Genomic DNA, 20,851 nt, shown 5'->3' on the forward strand with positions numbered 1-20,851 from the left:
ATCCTGTTTGCCAGCCATCACCCACTGCGTGAGGTGTATCGCCTCGCGGCAGAGGCACTGGCCAGCCCATAGTCAAAACGAGTGCGGCCCCGACACGTTGACGCTTCGGGGGTAGGGGAAGCTGCGCCCGCAATCTGGAAAGCAGGCCAGTGCCCGCGCTGCAGAGCGGCGATCTGCTATCCGGGAGGAGTTTCTGCTGCTTGAGCCCGCTCAGTGAGCAGGTGGTGAAAAATCCGGGCTAGGGTGAAATCAGCAGCATCACACCGTAAGGCAGTAGCAGCTCCCGCCAACTGATGGAGGCTGGACTGAGCGCACGCTGGTTTAGGCCGGAAATTTGCTGCAGGCTATGACGTTGGATGAATGTGTTGCTTGAGTATGTGTATTGCCGCCAGGCAGAGCGTCCCGCTGCAGTTGGGCTGGCCGTTGCAATCAACAAGCAAACTGTGAAGCCGAACCTCAAATCTGAAGGAGCTCCCGGGGCGCCATGACAGCGTGTCTCTACTCAGTACAAAAACGCAAATGCCCTTGCCACATGAAAATGGCAAGGGCATAAGTTGACAACGCCGGTGATTTACTGGGCAGCCGAAGCAGCTGGCGCCTCTTTCTTGCTGGCCGGAGCGCTCACCTTGTACTGCGTCTTCAGGTGGTCGATCAGCGCCAGTGCTTCGCGGTTGGACTGCTGCTGCTGCAGCATGCCAGTCAACTGTTCGCGGCTTTGTGCATTCAGGGGTTGGGCTGCCTCAACCTTCTCGATACGCATGATCATGTAGCCGCGCCCAGGTACGTCGGTACCTACATATGCCGGCAGCTTGTCGAGCTTGGCCTTGAAGATGTCCTTGGCCGGCCCGGGCATGGCGACGGCTTGTTCCTGGCGTACCGGCTGGGCTGCGCTCCAGTTCAGGCCAAGCGCCGTACCGGCCTGCAGCTGCTTGAGTTTGGCCTCGCCATCCTGTTTGGCGAGCACGCCAGCCTTCTCGAGTTTGAGCTGTTGCTCGATCTGTGCCTTTACTTCATCAAGCTTGGCGACCTGCTCCGGTCGATGCTCGACAATGCGTGCGGCAACATAGACACCCGGTGCCACTTCCACGGCTGACGTGTTGTGTTTGCTCTTGACCACATCGGCGTCAAATACGGCCTCCAGCAGCTTCGGCTTGTTGAGCTCCGGCGCTGCGGCACCCTTGCGGCTGACCCAATCACTGGTCTGGATGGTGAGCTTGAACTTGTCGGCCGCCGGCTTGAGCGAGCTGGCCTCCTGGTAAAGGACTTCGTTCAGGTCTTCGACCATTTTCTGCAATTGTGCCTGTACTTGCTGCTGCTTCAGACGGGCCTCGATTTCCGGTTTTACCTCGGCCAGCTGACGTGCCTTGATATCGTCCACCAGCAGGATGCTGACACCCTGCGGCGTTTCGATGACATCACTGACCTGGCCCTTGGCCAGACCAAATGCAGCCGTATCAAAAGCGGGGCTACCGCTCACGCCCTTGGCCAGATAACCGAGGTCGCCGCCGTTTGGTGCGGAAATCGGGTCTTGCGATTTGGCCTTGGCCACTTCGGCAAAGGTTGCCGGGGCGGCCTTCAGCTGGGCTTGCAGGGCTTGCGCCTCCTTGCGTACAGCTGCCTTGGCGGCATCGTCGGCACTGGCCGGGAAGTTGAGCTGGAGCACGCGAATTTTGCGCTCTTCCTTGGCAAGCTCCTGCTTGTGCTCGTTGAAATACTTGCTGATCTCGGCATCAGGAACAGTAATGCTGGCGCTGAGCTGCTCCTGGCTTAGCACAATATATTCCAGCCGGGCCGTCTCCGGCTGTTTGAAGAGAGCCTGGTTTGCCTTGTAGAAATTGTTGACTTCTTCGGGACTGATGCTGACCTTGGCCAGGAAGTCCTGCACCGGCAGGGTAGCAACAGCCACATGCCGGGTTTCACCCAGAATGCGATTCATCAGCTCCAGTGTGGCAGTGCTGACAAAGTTGCTGGCGAACACCGGCTGCAGCAGCTGGTTGATGATGACATTCTTGCGCACCATCTCTTCATACTGCTCGACGGTCATATTGCGTGCCTTGAGCATTTCCTTGTAACGCTCGGGATCGAACTGGCCTTCGGAAGCACTGATATTGCGCTTGATGAGCTCGGCCAGATCGGCGTCACTGATTGCCAGCCCTGACTCCTTGCCCTGCAGCGTCAGCAGCCGCTCCTGAATCAGCTGCTCGAGTACGGCCGCCTTTTGCTCGTCCGGGACATTTTCGCCATTGGTAAAGCGATAAAAATCAAGCCCGGTGATCTTGCTGCTGCCGACCTTGGCAAGCGGGGGCTCTTCGCCCATATCGGACAAGCTCAACCCGCCCGTTACAATCAAACCTAGCGCTACGCACCCGAGCAGAATCTGGGCGGCAGTTTTATTCTTCTGGACAAAATCAAACATGAACGGGTTGCTCCCCTGCTTTTTTGTGCCCGTATCATGCCAGAACGCAGACCCCGTGTCTTCGGGCCTGGCCGCATGGGCATAGAAAAAGGGCAAACCGGAGTTTGCCCTTGAATTTGGCGGAGCGGACGGGGCTCGAACCCGCGACCCCCGGCGTGACAGGCCGGTATTCTGACCAACTGAACTACCGCTCCCGATGGCGCCATTGGCGCCAGGCCTGAGTGGCATATTGCACGCTAGCGCAACTGCTGCCCGGCCAGGTATTCACATTCTCAACCGGCTCGTACCAAACAAGCCAATCGCCAAGACATTACTGAACAGCGTCCTTCAGGGACTTGCCAGCACGGAATTTCGGCTGCTTGGCAGCGTCGATCTGAATGGACTCGCCAGTACGCGGATTGCGGCCGGTGCGAGCTTCACGCTCGGCAACATAGAAAGAACCGAAGCCCACCAGGGTCACTTCCTGGCCAGCTTTGAGTGCGCCGGAAATGGCGTCGATGGTTGCATCAAGAGCTTTGCCGGCAGCAGCCTTGGAGAGGCCTGCGGATTCAGCGATGGCGTCGATCAGTTCCGATTTATTCACTTACATCCCCTTCGTTTTGGTTGGTTTAGTCCAGTCAGCCGATTGCTTAAGCTTTATAACAAGCGGCAAAAAAAAGTGTCAACTAGTGTTTGGTGCTATGTGTTCCCGTTTCCACGCCCGGGGCGTCGGCAGCCACTTCCGGCGCAGCCTCCACGCCTTCCAGCGGGATGGGCTGAGACTCCAGCGCAAGCGCAAGCACCTGATCGATCCATTTTACCGGATGAATCTTGAGACCGCGCTTTACATTGTCGGGAATCTCGGTGAGATCCTTCGCGTTGCCCTCCGGAATCAGCACATGCTTGATGCCACCGCGCATGGCGGCCAGCAGCTTTTCCTTGAGGCCACCGATCGGCAATACCTCGCCACGCAGGGTGATTTCACCAGTCATGGCAACATCACAGCGCACCGGAATGCCGGTCAGAATCGATGTCAGGGCTGTCGTTATGGCGATACCAGCAGACGGACCATCCTTTGGGGTTGCCCCTTCGGGCAAGTGGATGTGGATATCATGCTTTTCATAGAAACCCGGGTCGATGCCAAGATGCGAAGCGCGAGCCCGCACAACCGAAAGCGCCGCCTGAATGGATTCCTGCATGACCTCACCCAGCTGACCAGTCTGGATCATTTTGCCCTTGCCGGCAAACTTGACCGCCTCGATGGTCAGCAATTCGCCCCCCACCTCGGTCCAGGCCAAGCCAGTCACCTGGCCGACCTGATTCTGCTTTTCAGCCTGTCCGAAGTCATAACGGCGCACACCCAGGTATTTTTCCAGTGCCTTCGCGCTGACGGTAATCTTCTTGTCGCTGGGGTTAAGCAGCAGCGCCTTGACCACCTTGCGGCAGATCTTGGCGATCTCGCGATCCAGGCTGCGCACGCCCGCTTCGCGGGTGTAGTAGCGGATGATATCGCGCACGGCGGATTCCTGGACAACCAGTTCCCCCTCCTGCAGGCCATTGGCCTTCATCTGCTTGGGTACCAGATACTTCTGGGCAATATTGACCTTCTCGTCCTCGGTGTAGCCGGCCAGGCGTATCACTTCCATCCGGTCCAGCAAGGGAGCGGGAATATTCAGCGAATTAGCGGTGGCGACGAACATCACGTCAGAAAGATCGTACTCGACTTCGAGATAGTGATCGGAGAATGAATGGTTCTGCTCCGGATCAAGGACTTCCAGCAATGCCGATGACGGGTCACCACGAAAATCCTGGCCAAGCTTGTCGACTTCATCAAGCAGGAACAACGGATTTTTCACGCCGACCTTGTTCATGCTCTGCAGGATCTTGCCAGGCATTGAACCGATGTAGGTGCGGCGATGACCACGGATCTCGGCCTCATCGCGCACGCCGCCGAGCGCCATGCGCACAAACTTGCGATTCGTTGCTCGGGCAATGGATTCACCAAGCGAGGTCTTGCCCACGCCCGGGGGGCCAACCAGACACAGGATGGGGCCCTTGAGTTTTTCGACGCGCTGCTGGACAGCGAGGTACTCGACAATGCGTTCCTTGACCTTCTCAAGACCGTAGTGATCCGCATCCAGCACGGTTTCGGCCTCGGCCAGGTCCTTGCTGATCTTGGTTTTCTTTTTCCAAGGCAGGTTGACCATGGTGTCGATGTAGTTGCGCACCACGGTGGCTTCGGCCGACATCGGCGACATCATGCGCAGCTTCTTGAGTTCGGCTTCGGCCTTTTCACGGGCCTCCTTGCTCATTCCCACCGTCTTGATGCGCTTTTCCAGTTCGTCCAGATCGGCGTTTTCATCCAGCTCGCCGAGCTCTTTCTGAATCGCCTTGACCTGTTCGTTGAGATAATACTCGCGCTGACTCTTCTCCATCTGGCGCTTCACGCGGCCACGGATGCGCTTTTCTACCTGCAGGATGTCCAGTTCGGCTTCCAGCTGCTTGAGCAGATGCTCGATGCGATCCTTCACGGAAGGCATTTCGAGAATGACCTGCTTCTGATCGAGTTTCAGCGGCAAATGGGCAGCAACCGTATCCGCAAGGCGGCCGGCAGACTCGATACCGGACAGTGATGTAAGAATCTCCGGCGGGATTTTCTTGTTCAGCTTGACGTACTGGTCAAACTGGGCAAGCAGGGCGCGCCGCATTGCCTCGACTTCATGATTCAGGTCGTCTTCTGGCGACAGCGGTTCAGCTACCGCACTGAAGTAGCCTTCTTCTTCATTGAGTGCATGCAGCTGGGCGCGCTGACTGCCTTCGACGAGGACCTTGACGGTACCATCCGGCAATTTCAGCAATTGGAGGACCGTGGCAATGGTGCCGACTTCATAGACATCCGCCAGGGTGGGCTCATCCTTGGCGGCGTTCTTTTGCGCGGCAAGCAGGATGGGAGTGCCGTTTTCGGTCGCCACTTCCAGCGCGCGGATCGACTTGGGGCGTCCCACGAACAGGGGGATGACCATGTGCGGAAACACCACGACATCGCGCAGCGGCAGCATCGGAAAGGTGACAGGATCGGAGGGCAGAACGTGTGGATCGGACATGCTTGATAGGATCCGTGGATTCGAAGTTACTCAATAATGCGGGCGCGGCATTGAAAATTCAATGCCGCGCGGCATTTCAATCAGGCTCGGCTGCAATCAGGCTGCGGCGTCGGAGGTGTCGGCAGTCGGCTTGTGGACGAATTCGGGCTTCTGGCCGTCGATCACGACAGCTTCGCTGACCACGACACGCTCGATATCCTGCATGGCGGGCAGCTCATACATCGTATCAAGCAGGGTCTGCTCCATGATGGACCGCAGGCCGCGCGCACCGGTCTTGCGCTCCATGGCCTTGCGGGCGATGGCCTTCAGTGTGTCCGGCGGCATGTCCAGCACGACATCTTCCATCTCGAACAGTTTCTGATACTGCTTGACCAGCGCGTTCTTGGGCTCGGTGAGGATGGATACCAGCGCATCCTCGTCAAGCTCTTCCAGCGTGGCGACCACCGGCAGACGCCCCACAAACTCGGGAATCAGGCCGAAGCGAATCAGGTCGTCCGGCTCGACTTCATGCAGCAGATGGCTGATGCTGGCACCTTCATCCTTGCTGACTACTTCGGCGCCAAAGCCGATACCGCCCTTGACCGAGCGATTGCGGATGATCTTGTTGAGCCCTTCAAATGCCCCGCCACAAATGAACAGGATATTGGTGGTATCAACCTGCGGCATTTCCTGGTTGGGATGCTTGCGTCCACCATGCGGCGGCACCGAGGCGACCGTACCTTCAATCAGCTTGAGCAGCGCCTGCTGCACACCTTCACCGGAAACATCGCGAGTAATGGACGGGTTTTCCGACTTGCGGGCAATCTTGTCGATTTCATCGATATAGATAATGCCGCGCTGGGCCTTCTCGACATCGTGATCGCACTGGGCCAGCAGCTTGGCGATAATGTGTTCGACATCCTCGCCGACGTAACCCGCCTCGGTCAGCGTGGTGGCATCCGCCATGACAAAAGGCACATCCAGCATGCGCGCCATGGTTTGCGCCAGCAGGGTCTTGCCGGAGCCAGTTGGGCCGATCAGCAGGATATTGGACTTGGACAACTCGACCGAATCGTCATCCTTGCCCAGGCGCTTGGTCGAAAGGCGCTTGTAGTGGTTGTACACCGCAACGGCGAGGATCTTCTTGGCGCGCGCCTGGCCGATCACATACTGATCCAGCACTTCACGAATTTCCGTGGGCAGGGGCAGCTTCTTGCCATCGGGCGTCACGGTCTCGATTTCCCCTTGCGCGGACTCTTCTTTCAGGATGTCCGTGCACAATTCGATGCATTCGTTGCAGATAAAAACCTGCGGGCCGGCCACCAGCTTGACCACTTCGTGCTGGCTTTTGCCACAAAAAGAACAATAGAGAAGTTTGTCGCTGCTTTTATCGGACATGATGCGGATCACCAAAGCCTGATTGTTTCAGGCATCACAAGAGACAAACGCCGCCAGTAAATGCTGGCGGCGTCGGGGGTGGTTCTTGCCGGTCAGCCCGGCTGGCCACCGCGAGAAACCAGAACTTCGTCAATCAGCCCGTAAGTTTTGGCATCTGCAGCGGAGAGGAAGTTGTCGCGGTCAGTATCGCGCTCAATGGTTTCAATCGACTGGCCGGTGTGCTTGGCGAGCAGCTCGTTGAGCTGACGCTTGGTTTTCAGCAGTTCCTTGGCATGGATTTCAATGTCCGACGCCTGGCCTGCCAGACCACCAATCAGCGGCTGGTGAATCATGATGCGTGAATTCGGCAGGGCAAAGCGTTTGCCCTTGGCCCCGCCGGAGAGCAGGAAAGCCCCCATGGACGCCGCCATGCCAATGCACAGGGTGGAAACATTGGGCTTGATGAACTGCATCGTGTCATAAATCGACATGCCCGCAGTCACCGAACCACCTGGCGAATTGATGTACAGGTGGATGTCCTTGTCCGGATTCTCCGACTCCAGGAACAGCAGCTGTGCCACCACGAGGTTGGCGGTCTGGTCATTGACCGGACCGACCAGGAAAACGACCCGCTCTTTCAGAAGCCGCGAGTAGATGTCGTATGAACGCTCACCACGCCCACTCTGCTCGACGACCATCGGGATATACCCGAGATTTTGCGGATCGAATTCCATTGAATACCTCGTAATTGTTGTCAAATTAGCCTTGCTGGCCCATCAGCTCTTCAAAGCCGACGGCTTCTTCGGTCACCTTGGCACGGGCAAGCACGAATTCAACCACATTGTCTTCCAGCGCCATCGATTCCGGTGCAGCCAGACGGCTCTTGTCCTGGTAATACCAGGCAACCACTTCTGCCGGATCTTCGTAGTTCTGGGCCAGGTCTTCAACAATGGCCTTGACCTGCTCCGGTTTGGCGACCAGTTCGTTGGCCTTCACCAGTTCGGCCAGCGCCAGACCGAGGTGCACGCGACGACGGGCTTGGGCTTCGAAGAATTGCGGATTGAACGGTACCAACTTGGGGTCAATTCCGCGTTGTTTCAAGTCCGCTTTCGCGCCTTCGACGAGGCGACCGATCTCCAGGCCGATCAGCGACTTCGGCAGTTCAACCGGAGTCACTTCCAGCAGCGCGCTCATCACATTTTCCTTGGCGCGCGCCTTCAGGCGGAAGCGCACTTCGCGCTCCAGGTTGCCACGCACTTCAGCGCGCATCTTGTCGAGACTGCCGTCTTCGATGCCCAGGCTCTTGGCGAACTCGGCATTGATTTCCGGGAGCTTGGCTTCAGCCACATTCTTTACGGTGATGGCGAAAACAGCGGTCTTGCCAGCCACATCCTTGCCGTGATAGTCCTCGGGGAAGGCTACTTCAACATCCTTGCTTTCCCCTTCCTTCATGCCGATCACGCCCTGCTCGAAGCCCGGCAGCATCTGGCCCTTGCCGATCAGGAAGGCATAGTTCTCTGCCTTGCCACCGTCAAAGGCAACACCGTCGATGGTGCCGGCAAAGTCGATGATCACGCGATCGCCGTCGGCTGCTGCGCGCTCGACGCGCTCGAAGCGCGTACGTTGCTTGCGCAGGATTTCGATGGTTTTTTCCACTTCGGCATCGCTTACAGCCAGCACCGGCTTCTTGACTTCGACGCCGCTCAGCTCGCCGATCTTCACTTCCGGATAAACTTCGAAAGTCGCGACGAATTCGAACTGGTCTTCAGCTGCTTCGCCTTCCTTCGGCTCGAAACGCGGATAACCGGCCACTTGCAGCTGCTGGGTTGTCACGGCCTCGGCAAAGGCGCGCTCGACGGTTTCACCCAGCACTTCTTCCTGGACGCGGAAACCATATTGCTGGGCAACGATGTTCAGCGGTGCCTTGCCCGGACGGAAACCGTCGATCTTGGCGGTTTTGGCCACGCGCTTCAGGCGGCTGTCGACCTGCTTGGCGATTTCAGTACGCGGTACCGCGATGGCAAAACGGCGCTCGAGGCCGGCCAGGGTTTCCAGTTGAGCTTGCATGTTGTCATCCTTGAACAGTAAACCGGGCAACGGCGTCACCACGGCACAAAATCGCTAAAGCTTGAGTTTTCAGTCAATTCTGGTGCGCGGGGGGGGACTCGAACCCCCACACCTTGCGGCGCTGGAACCTAAATCCAGTGCGTCTACCAATTTCGCCACCCGCGCGGTTTTTGGGCCCGCAGCAAGTGCCACGCGCCAAACCAAGCTGGCGATTATAGGGGAAAGCCATTGAGAAAAACAAACCCCAAGCTGCATTCGCTTGGCGCGCAGCAAGCGCCATCGTTATACTGCTGCGGCCAAATCAATGACCAACGGGCGCCATGCCCCTAGCGTGCAGGACTGATTCCAATGAAAAAAATCGAAGCCATCATCAAGCCGTTCAAGCTGGACGAAGTGCGTGAATCGCTGTCCGAGCTGGGGATTTCCGGCCTGACAGTCACGGAAGTCAAGGGTTTTGGCCGCCAGAAAGGCCACACCGAGCTGTACCGAGGCGCCGAGTACGTGGTCGACTTTCTGCCCAAGGCCAAGATCGAGGTGGTCATCAGCGACGACAAGGTCGAGGCCGCCATTGAAGCCATCATCAAGGCCGCACACACCGGCAAGATCGGCGACGGCAAGATTTTCGTGACCCCGGTCGAACATGTGGTGCGCATCCGCACCGGCGAGATCAACGACGAGGCGGTCTGATCGCGCCGCTGTGCCCCCTCCCGTTCCCGCAACAGCCCGGCCTCTGCCGGGCTGTGTTGTTTTCAGCCGGCGCGACCGGGAGCCAGCACCAGATTCTGCGGCTCGCCACGCAGGAAGGCGGCGATATTGCCCACAAGCTGGCGAGCCAGCCGCGCCATGGTTTCCTGACTGGCCCAGGCAACGTGTGGCGTGATGATCAGATTGGGAAGCGACACGTCCAGCAAGGGATTGCCATGCACCGGCGGCTCTTCGTCCAGGACATCCAGCCCGGCGCCCGCCAGCCGGCCGGACTGCAGCGCCGCGAGCAAGGCGCCCTCATCAATCAGCCCACCCCGGGAGGTATTGACCAGAACGCAATCGGGCTTGAGGGCTTCCAGCTCATACCCCCCAATCAGATTGCGGGTTTCCGCGGTGAGCGGGCAATGCAGACTCAGCACATCGGCTTGCGCGAGGGCCGTATAAAACTCGACAAAGCCCGGGCGCACATGCGGCGCATGCTTGCGTTCGGCCCAGACGACGTGCATGCCGAATGCAGCGGCCAGCCTGGCCGTGGCCTGCCCCAGTGCTCCGGCGCCAACCAGTACCAGTGTGCTGCCGGCAAGATCGTGCATGGGCGCGCCAAAATGACAAAAGCCGGGAGCGCGCTGCCACTGCCCGGCCAGTACATCCTGCCGGTAGGACAGCAGCTGGCGCTTGAGCGCCAGCATCAGCATCAGGGCGTGCTCCGGCACGCCGCTGACCGCGTAATCGCGAATGTTGCAAACGGCAATGCCGCGCGCACGGCAGGCATCGAGGTCGATATTGTTGTAACCGGTAGCGGCCACCGCAATCAGGCGCAAGGCGGGCGCCTCAGCCAGCGCAGCCGCATCGATCCTGACCTTGTTGCTGATGGCGACCGTGGCGCCGGCAAGCCTTTGCGCCACCTCGGCCTGGCCCGTCTGGCCATATTCGCGCCACACGTGCGGCAGGGGCAGCTCCGGCAGGGGCACCGGCAGGGTATCGCGATCCAGAAAGACAATCTGCGGCAGGTCGGACATGGCCTCTGTTCCTTCAGGACGCCAGTCGCTGCGGCAGCATGCGGATGGCTTCGGCGTTCGAAGGCGAAAACACCATCTCGGCAGCCTGCTGCCAGGGCACCCAGCGGAAACGGCGGTGCTCGCGCTCGGACAGCTGCGGCACATACGGCGCAGCCACTTCAATACTGAACACATGCTCGGTGTTGGTGGTCACGCCCGGCGCATAGCGATGCCGCCAGCGCTCGTAGATTTCGAAGTCGGAGCAATAAGCCCAGTCCCGCAGCTTGCCTTCATGCCGTCCCAGGCCGGTCTCCTCGCCGGCCTCGCGCCGGGCGGTCTCGGCCAGTTGCTCGCTACCCTCGCGGCTGCCGGTGACGCATTGCCAGGCATCGGCAAAATCGGTGCGTTCCAGCAGAAGCACCTGTAGATCCGGGGTATGGATCAGCACCAGGACGGATACGGGCTGTTTGTAGTTCGGAGAATTCATGCGGGCATTATACAATCGCGGCATGAGCCCTCAATGCCCTAATTCCGACCTCTTCAGCCAGTTGCGCAGCGAATTTCCGATCTTCGGCACACATCCGGAGCTGGTTTATCTCGACAGCGCCGCCACGGCGCAAAAACCGCGCTGCGTGCTGGATGCCGAACGCCGCTTCTATGAAGAGCACAATGCCAATGTGCATCGCGGCAGCTATGCGCTGGCCATCGCGGCCACCGATGCCTTCGAGAACGCCCGCAGCAGCATCGCCGGCCTGCTGGGCGTTGCGTCCGACGAACTGATTTTCACCCGTGGCTGCACCGAGGGCATCAATCTGGTCGCACACAGCTGGGGCGACAGCCTGGCCGCCGGCGACGAGATCCTGGTCAGCACGCTGGAACACCATGCCAATATCGTGCCCTGGCAGCTGCTGGCCCAACGCCGTGGCGTGGTGATCCGCCCCATCCCGCTGAATGCCGCCGGCCAGATTGATCTGCCCGCCTACCAGGCCCTGCTCGGCCCGCGCACCCGGCTGGTGGCCATCACGCAAGCGGCAAACGCCACCGGCACGCTACCGCCCCTGGCCGAGATGATTGCTGCGGCCCATGCCGCAGGTGCACTGGTACTGGTCGATGGCGCACAGGGCGTCGTGCATCGTGCAGACGGACCGGCAGCACTGGCAGCCGATTTTTATGCCTTCTCCGGCCACAAGGTCTACGGTCCGACCGGCATCGGCGTTCTGTACGCGCGCCGCGAACTGCTGGCGAATCTGCCGCCCTGGCAGGGTGGCGGGGAAATGATCGAACGCGTCAGCTTTGCCGGCAGCAGCTTCGCGCCCGCGCCGCAGCGCTTCGAAGCCGGCACGCCACCGATTGCCCAGGCGATCGGCCTTGCGACTGCCATGCGCTGGCTGGCCGCACTGGATGCGGCTGACTTGCATGCCCACGAAACCGGCTTGCAGCACAGACTGGAAACCGGGCTGCTGGACTTGCCCGGTGTGCAGGTGCTCGCGGCAGCAACGCCGCGCGCGCCGATCACGGCCCTGCACTTCGCGGGCGCGCATGCCTATGATGTGGCGCACTGCCTGGACGCGCGCCAGATTGCCGTGCGCGTCGGCCAGCATTGCGCCCATCCGCTGCTGGCACATTTCGGCGTCAGCAGCAGCCTGCGCGTCTCGCTGGCGGCCTACAACACGACGGACGACATCGACCGCTTCCTCGTCGCACTGGGCGAAGCCCTGGAGCTGCTGGCATGAACCCGAGCTATCCGCACCACCCCTTTGGCGAGCGCATCGACAAGGCGGCACTGCAGACGCGCCTTGAAGCAGCGCAAGGCTGGGAAGCCAAAAACCGCCTGCTGGTGCAACTCGGGCGCGAATTGCCCGACTGGCCGGCCACGCTGCGTGACGATGCCCACCTGGTCAGCGGTTGCGAAAGCCGGGTCTGGCTGCACGGCGAATACGTCGACGGACAGCTGCGCCTTTACGCCGACAGTGATTCGCGCATCGTCAAGGGTCTGCTTGCACTGGTGCTGACCGCCTACTGCGGCCAGACGGCCGAGATGGTTGCCAGGTTCGATGCGGAGGCCTGGCTGCAGACGCTGGGCCTGCAGCGCTTCGTTTCCGCCTCGCGCGGCAACGGCCTGCGCGCCATCATCCGGCACATTCGCGAGTATCGTTAAGTTTCGCCTTGCCATATACGTACGTCCCCATACGACCATAGCCAATACTGGCAAATGGCTTCAGCCGCATACCCAAGAAAATCCCTCTGGACTCCTGCGCTGCATTGCCGTTTTCTCGCATTGACCCCTCCCCCCGCCAATCGCAAGCTCATGGCACATTCACTGAGGGAGTCGTGACCATGCGTTTTACCACCCGTTTGTGTGCCCTGCTGCTCGGCGCCGGCCTGCTGGGCCAGGCCCAGGCCGCCGACAAGGTTTACACCGTTGGCACCGATGCCACGTTTGCCCCGTTCGAAATGCTGAACGAAAAACGCGAAGTGGTCGGTTTCGATGCTGAGCTGATGCACGCACTTGCCGCGCGCGCCGGCATCAAGATCAAACTGGTCAATACCCCATGGGAAGGCCTCTTTGCCGGACTGAACAATGGCGAGCGCGATATTGTCGCCGCCGCCGTTACCATCACCCCCGAACGCAAGCAGAGCATGGATTTCTCCGAACCCTACTTTGAAGCCAAGCAATTGCTGGTCGTGCCCGCCGGCAGCAAGGTGAACTCGCTGGCCGAACTCAAGGGCAAGAAGGTGGGCGTGCAGACCGGCACGACCGGCGACACCGTGGCGCAAAAGCAGTTCGGCAAGGCCAGCCCGGACATCCGTCGTTTTGAGAACATCGTGCTGGCACTGACCGAATTGAAAGACGGCGGCATCGCTGCCGTGGTTGCCGACAATGGCGTGGTGAAAAACTACCTCGTCAACAATCCGCAGCACAAATTCCGCACTGTCGAAGACCCCGGCTTTGCCAAGGAGTATTACGGTATCGCCGTGAAAAAGGGCAACAAGGCCCTGCTGGAAAAAATCAACAAGGGCCTCGCCGCCATGCGCGCCGACGGCAGCTACGACAAGATTTACCAGAAGTACTTTGGCAAGTAAGCAGGCGCGCCAGATCATTCGCAGGCTGTTCGCTTCCCCGGGTAGTCTGCGCCGACACACCTCTGCGGCCTGCCCTTTACGCGCGCATGGACGGGACGCTTACTGTTTTGCACCGCCCTGCTATGCTTGAGAGCATGCCGCAGCCGCCGATTCCGCCATGCTCACCGCCATTGCCCCCGAACACGCCGAAGCCCTGCTGAAAAACCTGGTGATTCCACCGCGCCCGGCAATCCTGCAGGCGCTTGATCGTGCACGCCAGCAAGACGAGCCGGATTTCCTGGAGATCGGCCAGCTGATCGGCAGCGATCTGGCGCTCTCGGCCGCCGTGCTGAAAACCGTCAATTCCCCGCTCTATCGCCGCGAGCAGAAAATCGCCTCCATCCAGCATGCCCTGCAACTGCTGGGGCTCGACAACATCAGCACACTGGCTGAAGGCTTCGCACTCTTTCATGCACTCAAGCCCGGCAAAAACCGGCAGATGGAAGCCTTCTGGGAAAGCTCGCACCGGATCGCAATCATCAGTGCCTACCTGGCCCGCGCCGTGCATGGCATCAGCGAAGATGAAGCGCACACCTTTGCGCTGTTCCACAATTGCGGTCAGCCGCTGCTTGCCGCACGCTTCGCCAACTACCGCGAAACCATGCAAAAGGGCGAGCGCATGGCGCGCAACGAATTCATTGCTTACGAAAACCAGCGCCATGCAGCCTGCCACACCGTAGTCGGCTATCTGCTGGCGCGCATCTGGCTGTTGCCGGAAACTACGGCGCTGGCGATTCTCAACCACCACGACTACAGCATTTTCGAGGAAGGCGGCGATGCCGACTGGCAACATGCCTGCACCCTGATTGCGCTGGCCTCGCTGGCCGAGCACATCTATAAGATGTTCGTAAAGCAGTTCGAGCATGTCGAATGGCGCCACATCGAACCCAGGCTCTTGCGCCACCTGGCGCTGGAGCGCGAGGAGTTTGAGGACATGGTCGATGTGGTGCAGGACATGCTAGCCGAGGGCTGAGCGCGCAAAGCCGGGCTCTGCGGTAGAATGCGCGGATGTCCGCCCCCTCCTGTTTTCATTGCGCTGCCCCCGTTCCGCAGGACAGCCATTTCACCGTCAGCTACCGCCAGCGCGAAGAGCCCTGCTGCTGCGCCGGCTGCCAGGCGGTAGCCAGAACCATCATCGACAGCGGCCTGGAACGCTACTACGAGGATCGCCGCGATGCCGCCAGCCGCGCCGCGCCGCTCCCCGACGAGCTGCTGGCAAGATTGCGGCTCTATGATGACGAATCCCTGCAGCAAAGCTTCGTGAGCCGCCGCCCGGATCAGTTGCGCGAAGCCAGCCTGCTGCTGGAGGGCATCACCTGCGCGGCCTGCATCTGGCTCAACGAACAGCACATCGCCCAGCTGCCCGGCGTTGTGTCGGTCAGCATCAACTACAGCACGCATCGCGCCCGTGTTTGCTGGGATCCGCAGCACATCCAGTTGTCGCGGATACTGGAAGCCATCACGGCGATTGGCTACCAGGCCCATCCCTACGATCAGGCGCGCGCCGAGGCTGCCTGGGAAAAACGCCGCAAGCAGTCGCTGTTCCGCTTGTGGACGGCCGGCCTGAGCATGATGCAGGTCATGATGTTCACGGTGCCGATCTACATGGCGCCGCCGGGCGACATTGATGATCACTGGCTGGCCCTGCTCAACTGGGCCGGCATGGTGCTGACTCTCCCCGTGGTGCTCTATTCCTGCTGGCCCTTCTACGTCTCGGCCTGGCGCGATCTGCGCCGCGGACGGGCAGGCATGGATCTGCCGGTCAGCATCGGCGTGCTGGCCGCCTTTCTGGCCAGTCTGCTTACCCTGCTGCAAGGCAGTCATGAGCATGTGTATTTCGACTCGGTATCGATGTTCGTCTTTCTGCTGCTGGGCGGACGCTATCTGGAAATGCGCGCACGGCATCGCGCCGGTGCGGCTGCCGAGCAACTGGTCAAGCTGATCCCCGCCTTTGCCCACCGGCTGCTGAGCCAGGATGGTCGCCAGCAGCTGCAGGAATACCCGGTCAGCGCCCTGCGCATCGATGATCTGATCGTCTGCAAGCCCGGCGAAGTCATTCCAGTCGACGGACTAATTGTCGAAGGCTGCAGCGAGGTTGACGAAGCCTTGCTGACCGGAGAGAGCAGGCCGGTGCCAAAGCAGCCCGGCAGCAGCGTGACCGGCGGCGCGAGCAATATGCTGTCGCCGCTGACCATCCGGGTCAGTCATGTTGGAGAACAAACCCGGCTTGCGGCGATTGTGCGTCTTCTGGATGCCGCCATGCAGCACAAGCCGCGCCTGGCGCAACTCGCTGACCGGGTTTCGGGCTGGTTCGTGGCCGGCCTGCTGCTGGTGGCGTCATTGAGCTGGTGGTACTGGCAGCTGCATGATCCCCAGCAGGCGCTCGCGATCACGGTCGCCGTGCTGGTCATTTCCTGCCCCTGCGCCCTGTCGCTGGCGACCCCGGCGGCACTGGTCGCGGCCACCGGGCACCTTGCCCGGCTCGGCATTCTCAGCCATCGCCCTGACAGCCTTGAGGACGCCGCCGGTATCAGCGATGTGGTGCTGGACAAGACTGGCACGCTGACCACCGGCAAACCGGCCTTGCTCGATACGCTCAGCCTTGCCATCCCCGCAGCCGAAGCCTTGCACATTGCCGCCGCGCTGGAGGCAAGTTCGAGTCACCCCATTGCCCAGGCTTTCCATCAGCCCGGCATCACGCCCGCCAGCATGGTTCGCTATCATCCGGGACTCGGCATCAGCGGGATGATCGCGGACAAGACCTGCTTTCTGGGCAGTCCGGCCTTCATCGCCATGCATTGCAAGGCTCAGCCAGCATTGCCGGATGCGGATTCCGAGCCGGCAACCGTCTTGCTGCTGGCAGACGAATCCCAAGTCCTTGCCCGCTTCAGACTGGCAGACCAGTTGCGCCCGGATGCCGCCACGCTGGTTGCGGCGCTGCAAGCGCAAGGCATGAAGGTACACCTGCTGTCAGGCGACAACCGCGAAGTCGTTGCGCATGTCGCCAGCCAGCTGCAGCTCGGCTGCTTTCAGGCTGCAGCCAGCCCCGAAGACAAGCTGGCTTATGTTCAGGCCTTGCAGAAAGATGGCGCACGCGTATTGATGATTGGCGACGGGGTAAATGATGCGCCCGTGCTTGCGGTGGCGAATGTCTCGCTCGCCATGGGCAGTGGTGCCGACATCAGCCATGCTTCGGGCGACATGGTACTGCTCAACAATTCACTGGCTCACGTGGCCAGCCTGCTGATGCTGGCTCGCAAAAGCCGGGCGGTCATCCTGCAAAACCTGGCCTGGGCGCTGGCTTACAACATCGTCGCTATTCCTCTCGCCGTCAGCGGCCATGTCACGCCCTGGCTGGCAAGCATAGGCATGGCCGGCAGCTCATTGCTGGTGGTACTCAACAGCCTGCGCCTCGCGGCCCCGGCCAACTCCGGAAGGTAAATTCGTGGAAAGTCTCTATCTGCTCATACCCTTATCGGTGTTGCTGGTATTTCTGATCGGCCTGATTTTCTGGTGGACCATACGCAACGGGCAATTCGACGACCTTGAGGGCCCCGGCTGGCGCGTCCTGCAGGATGACGACAAGCCCGGAGAGCCGCAGGATGACGAGCAAAAAACACCTGACTGAGCAGGCCCGGCAGAGTACAATCCACGCCGGTGAATTGCAGCCGGCCTTGACTCGCGTCAAGTGCGGCCTCCCGTTTCGGGATTAAAGTCGTTGCGGCGCCTTCCATGCCCGGCCAACAGAACAGCGTATGGCCTGCGGCTGTCACGGCAATTTCTCGTTGCCGTTTGGGCGTCGTTCAAGAACCAGAAAATCAAACCTAAGTAGTTATCCAAAGTCCTTGGAGATCATTCGGAGCGCTCTCATGGAAAACCAAGCCACATACAATTACAAAGTGGTGCGGCAATTCTCAATCATGGCTGTGATTTGGGGTATTGTCGGAATGCTGGTCGGCGTCATCTGCGCCGCACAGATGTACTGGCCGGAATTGAATGTCGGGCCTTATCTGCACTTTGGCCGTCTGCGTCCGCTGCACACCAATGCCGTCATTTTCGCCTTCGGCGGTTGCGCGCTCTTCGCCACCTCCTACTATGTGGTTCAGCGAACCTGTAATGCCCGGCTTTTCTGTGACAAGCTCGCCGCCTTCACCTTCTGGGGCTGGCAGCTCGTCATCCTGCTTGCCGTCATCACCCTGCCGCTGGGCTATACCTCCGGCAAGGAATACGCCGAGCTGGAATGGCCGATCGACATCCTGATCGCCGTCGTCTGGGTGGCTTACGCCGTAGTGTTCTTCGGCACCATCGCCAAGCGCAAGATCAAGCACATCTATGTGGCCAACTGGTTTTTCGGCGGCTTCATCCTCGCCGTCGCGCTGCTGCACATCGTCAACAGCCTGGCCGTTCCGGTGACGCTGACCAAGTCCTATTCCGTTTACGCCGGCGCCGTCGATGCCATGGTGCAATGGTGGTACGGCCACAATGCCGTGGGCTTCTTCCTGACCGCCGCTTTCCTCGGCATGATGTACTACTTCGTGCCCAAACAGGCTGGCCGCCCGGTTTACTCGTATCGTTTGTCGGTCGTGCACTTCTGGGCGCTGATCTTCACCTACATGTGGGCCGGCCCCCACCACCTGCATTACACCGCCCTGCCCGACTGGACACAGTCGCTCGGCATGGTGTTCTCGCTGATCCTGCTGGCGCCGAGCTGGGGCGGCATGATCAACGGCATCATGACCTTGTCGGGCGCCTGGCACAAACTGCGCAGCGATCCGATCCTGAAATTCATGATTACCGCCTTGTCCTTCTATGGCATGTCGACCTTCGAAGGCCCGATGATGTCGATCAAGACGGTCAGCGCCCTGTCGCACTACACCGACTGGACCGTCGGCCACGTGCATTCCGGCGCGCTGGGCTGGGTGGCGATGATTTCCATCGGCTCGATCTATTACCTGATCCCGCGCCTGTTCAACCGCAACGAGATGCATTCGATCAAGCTGATCGAAGTGCATTTCTGGCTGGCCACCGTCGGCGTCGTGCTCTACATCGCTTCGATGTGGATCGCCGGCGTGACCCAGGGCCTGATGTGGCGTGCGGTAAATCCGGATGGCACGCTGATGTACGCGTTCATTGATGCGGTCAAGGCATCCTATCCGTACTACTTCATCCGCTTCCTGGGTGGCGCCATTTTCCTCTCCGGCATGTTCCTGATGCTGTACAACGTGCTGCGCACGGCATTTGACGGCAAGGCAGTGGATGCTCAGATTCCCGCTGCCGCAGCTCATGCACACTGATTAAGCCAGGGAAAGACAAAAAATGGACAGAATCCAGAAACTCATCGAAGAAAATGTGGTTTGGCTGATCGTACTGACCTTCCTTACCATCAGCGTGGCCATGCTGGTCGAGATCCTGCCGCTGATGTTCAGCAAGTCGGTCACCAAGCCGATCGAAGGCGTCAAGCCCTATACCGCGCTGCAACTGGCCGGCCGCGACGTTTACATCCGCGAAGGCTGTTACAACTGCCACTCGCAGATGATCCGCCCTTTCCGCGCGGAAACCGAGCGTTATGGTCACTACTCGGTTGGTGGCGAATCGGTGTATGACCACCCCTTCCAGTGGGGCTCCAAGCGTACCGGCCCGGATCTGGCGCGCGTTGGCGGCCGCTACTCTGACGAATGGCATCGCGTGCACCTGATGAACCCGCGTGACGTGGTTCCGGAATCCAATATGCCGGCCTTCCCGTGGCTGGCCGGCAAGCTGGTCGATGCCGAAGTGATGCCGAAAAAACTCGCCGCACTGCGTGCCGTGGGCGTGCCGTACACCGACGAGGAAATCGCCAACGCCAGTGCCGCCGTCGAAGGCAAGACCGAAATGGATGCCGTGATCGCCTATCTGCAAGGCCTGGGCCTGGCTCTCAAGAACAAAAGGTAAATGAGTGATGGACATGCAAAACGACCTGCGCATGATCGTCACCCTGCTGGGACTGCTGTGCTTCATCGGCATTTGTGTCTGGGCCTATGGCAAGCGCAGCAGAAACCGTTTTGACGATATCGCCCAGCAAGTGATTGCCGATGACGATAGCCCGTCATCAGGCCGGCATTCCTGATCTCCTCCGGAGCATAGAATATGGACTTTACTAGCGGCTTCTGGCCGATATACATCCTGGTGATGGTGATTGCATCACTGGCATTCGTACTCGTGGTTCTGGTCAGCCAGACCAAACTGAAAATCAAGAAAGGCGAAAAGGTCGAAGTGACCGGCCACAAGTGGGACGGCGATCTTGAGGAATACAATAATCCCCTGCCGGGCTGGTGGGTGGCGATGTTCTACATGACCATCGTTTTCGCTGTTGGCTACCTGGTGGCTTATCCGGGCAGCGGCGTTTACCAGGGGGCCTTTGGCTGGTCTGCACAGAATCAGCACGCCAAGGAAGTCGAATCGGCCAACAAGCAGTACGGCCCGATCTATGCCAAGTACGCCAAGGTTCCGGTAGCGGAACTTGCCAAGGATGAACAGGCGCGAGAATTGGGCAAGCGCCTGTACATGACTTACTGCATGCAGTGTCACGGCGCTGATGCGCGTGGGGCGACAACCGGCTTCCCGAACCTGACCGACGATGTCTGGCTGTGGGGCGGCAGTGCCGAAAAGATCACCGAAACCCTGAACAAGGGTCGTGTCAACCAGATGCCGGCATTTGGCGAAGTGCTGGGTGAGGAAAAAGTGCGCGACGTGGCCAACTACGTGCGCAAGATTTCCGGCCAGCCTTTCAATGAAGCTCGCGCATTGCGCGGCGCCGTGGTGTTTACCAGCGCCAAGCCGCTGGCCTGCGCCAGCTGCCACGGGCCGGATGGCAAGGGCAATATGGATGCCGGCATTCCGAACCTGACTGACGGCGACTGGCTGTATGGCGGCTCGGAAGCCAGCATCGTGGAAACCATCACCAATGGCCGCCAGAACCAGATGCCGGCCTGGCAGGAGTTTCTTGGCGATGACAAGGTGCATCTGCTGGCTGCTTATGTGTATGGCCTGCGTGCAAACCAGCCGAAGGATAATCAGCCGAAGTAATTTTGCGGCAGTGCAATCCGCAAAACGGGCGAGACTTC

General features: G+C 60.0%; 19 protein-coding genes and 2 tRNA genes. 11 read left to right on the top strand and 10 right to left on the bottom strand.

Annotated elements, in window-relative coordinates:
- Positions 1-571: 571 nt before the first annotated feature.
- From C515_RS0108980 to C515_RS0109015, 8 genes are all read right to left on the bottom strand, one after another.
- Positions 572-2,416, bottom strand: coding sequence for a SurA N-terminal domain-containing protein (locus C515_RS0108980; RefSeq protein WP_081686853.1), 1,845 nt, complete (start codon positions 2,414-2,416; stop codon positions 572-574).
- A 117-nt stretch (positions 2,417-2,533) separates the two neighbouring features.
- Positions 2,534-2,610, bottom strand: a tRNA-Asp gene (locus tag C515_RS0108985).
- A gap of 116 nt (positions 2,611-2,726) precedes the next feature.
- Entirely contained in the window at positions 2,727-2,999 is a 273-nt protein-coding gene (locus C515_RS0108990) for an HU family DNA-binding protein (RefSeq protein WP_028455256.1), read from the bottom strand.
- An 82-nt stretch (positions 3,000-3,081) separates the two neighbouring features.
- On the bottom strand, positions 3,082-5,499 hold the full coding sequence (gene lon / locus C515_RS0108995; protein ID WP_028455257.1) for an endopeptidase La: 2,418 nt from the start codon (positions 5,497-5,499) through the stop codon (positions 3,082-3,084).
- A gap of 96 nt (positions 5,500-5,595) precedes the next feature.
- Entirely contained in the window at positions 5,596-6,876 is a 1,281-nt protein-coding gene (gene clpX / locus C515_RS0109000; RefSeq protein WP_028455258.1) for an ATP-dependent Clp protease ATP-binding subunit ClpX, read from the bottom strand.
- A gap of 92 nt (positions 6,877-6,968) precedes the next feature.
- Positions 6,969-7,589, bottom strand: a complete 621-nt coding sequence (gene clpP / locus C515_RS0109005) for an ATP-dependent Clp endopeptidase proteolytic subunit ClpP (RefSeq protein ID WP_043648856.1) — start codon at positions 7,587-7,589, stop codon at positions 6,969-6,971.
- A gap of 25 nt (positions 7,590-7,614) precedes the next feature.
- Positions 7,615-8,922, bottom strand: coding sequence for a trigger factor (tig, locus tag C515_RS0109010; protein ID WP_028455260.1), 1,308 nt, complete (start codon positions 8,920-8,922; stop codon positions 7,615-7,617).
- 80 nt (positions 8,923-9,002) lie between these two features.
- Positions 9,003-9,087: transfer RNA gene (locus tag C515_RS0109015), tRNA-Leu, on the bottom strand.
- A 183-nt stretch (positions 9,088-9,270) separates the two neighbouring features.
- On the opposite strand from C515_RS0109015, the gene C515_RS0109020 reads away from it, so the two are divergent.
- Positions 9,271-9,609 (top strand): P-II family nitrogen regulator, encoded by a 339-nt coding sequence (locus C515_RS0109020; protein WP_028455261.1) that lies wholly within the window; start codon positions 9,271-9,273, stop codon positions 9,607-9,609.
- A gap of 62 nt (positions 9,610-9,671) precedes the next feature.
- Here C515_RS0109020 and C515_RS0109025 read toward each other — a convergent pair whose 3' ends face one another.
- Positions 9,672-10,646 carry a D-2-hydroxyacid dehydrogenase gene (locus tag C515_RS0109025; RefSeq protein WP_028455262.1) on the bottom strand — a complete coding sequence of 325 codons (975 nt, stop codon included), beginning with the start codon at positions 10,644-10,646 and terminating at the stop codon, positions 9,672-9,674.
- A gap of 13 nt (positions 10,647-10,659) precedes the next feature.
- Positions 10,660-11,136 carry a dihydroneopterin triphosphate diphosphatase gene (nudB, locus tag C515_RS0109030; RefSeq protein ID WP_245575011.1) on the bottom strand — a complete coding sequence of 159 codons (477 nt, stop codon included), beginning with the start codon at positions 11,134-11,136 and terminating at the stop codon, positions 10,660-10,662.
- Between nudB and C515_RS0109035 the strand changes: the two genes are divergently transcribed.
- From C515_RS0109035 to ccoP, 10 genes are all read left to right on the top strand, one after another.
- Positions 11,135-12,358 carry an aminotransferase class V-fold PLP-dependent enzyme gene (locus C515_RS0109035; RefSeq protein ID WP_028455264.1) on the top strand — a complete coding sequence of 408 codons (1,224 nt, stop codon included), beginning with the start codon at positions 11,135-11,137 and terminating at the stop codon, positions 12,356-12,358. The genes nudB and C515_RS0109035 overlap by 2 nt on opposite strands.
- On the top strand, positions 12,355-12,783 hold the full coding sequence (locus C515_RS0109040) for a SufE family protein (protein WP_028455265.1): 429 nt from the start codon (positions 12,355-12,357) through the stop codon (positions 12,781-12,783). Before C515_RS0109035 ends, C515_RS0109040 begins: the two co-directional genes overlap by 4 nt.
- A gap of 179 nt (positions 12,784-12,962) precedes the next feature.
- A complete protein-coding gene (locus C515_RS0109045; protein WP_028455266.1) occupies positions 12,963-13,709 on the top strand; it encodes a basic amino acid ABC transporter substrate-binding protein in 747 nt (248 codons plus the stop codon).
- Positions 13,710-13,866: 157 nt separating this feature from the next.
- Positions 13,867-14,721, top strand: a complete 855-nt coding sequence (locus C515_RS0109050) for an HDOD domain-containing protein (protein ID WP_028455267.1) — start codon at positions 13,867-13,869, stop codon at positions 14,719-14,721.
- Positions 14,722-14,756: 35 nt separating this feature from the next.
- Positions 14,757-17,189 carry a heavy metal translocating P-type ATPase gene (locus C515_RS0109055; protein ID WP_028455268.1) on the top strand — a complete coding sequence of 811 codons (2,433 nt, stop codon included), beginning with the start codon at positions 14,757-14,759 and terminating at the stop codon, positions 17,187-17,189.
- Between the two features lie 4 nt (positions 17,190-17,193).
- Positions 17,194-17,376 (top strand): cbb3-type cytochrome oxidase assembly protein CcoS, encoded by a 183-nt coding sequence (gene ccoS, locus C515_RS0109060; RefSeq protein WP_028455269.1) that lies wholly within the window; start codon positions 17,194-17,196, stop codon positions 17,374-17,376.
- Between the two features lie 241 nt (positions 17,377-17,617).
- A complete protein-coding gene (ccoN, locus tag C515_RS0109065) occupies positions 17,618-19,042 on the top strand; it encodes a cytochrome-c oxidase, cbb3-type subunit I (RefSeq protein ID WP_028455270.1) in 1,425 nt (474 codons plus the stop codon).
- A 22-nt stretch (positions 19,043-19,064) separates the two neighbouring features.
- Positions 19,065-19,679 carry a cytochrome-c oxidase, cbb3-type subunit II gene (gene ccoO, locus C515_RS0109070; protein WP_028455271.1) on the top strand — a complete coding sequence of 205 codons (615 nt, stop codon included), beginning with the start codon at positions 19,065-19,067 and terminating at the stop codon, positions 19,677-19,679.
- Between the two features lie 13 nt (positions 19,680-19,692).
- Complete coding sequence (locus tag C515_RS23045) at positions 19,693-19,854, top strand: cbb3-type cytochrome oxidase subunit 3 (protein WP_245575012.1); 162 nt, start codon at positions 19,693-19,695, stop codon at positions 19,852-19,854.
- A gap of 20 nt (positions 19,855-19,874) precedes the next feature.
- The gene (gene ccoP, locus C515_RS20360; RefSeq protein WP_043648861.1) at positions 19,875-20,813 is read left to right on the top strand and encodes a cytochrome-c oxidase, cbb3-type subunit III; all 939 of its coding nucleotides are present in this window, start codon (positions 19,875-19,877) and stop codon (positions 20,811-20,813) included.
- The last annotated feature ends 38 nt before the right edge of the window (positions 20,814-20,851 follow it).

The organism is Chitinilyticum litopenaei DSM 21440 (genome assembly GCF_000428145.1).
GTDB lineage: Bacteria > Pseudomonadota > Gammaproteobacteria > Burkholderiales > Chitinibacteraceae > Chitinilyticum > Chitinilyticum litopenaei.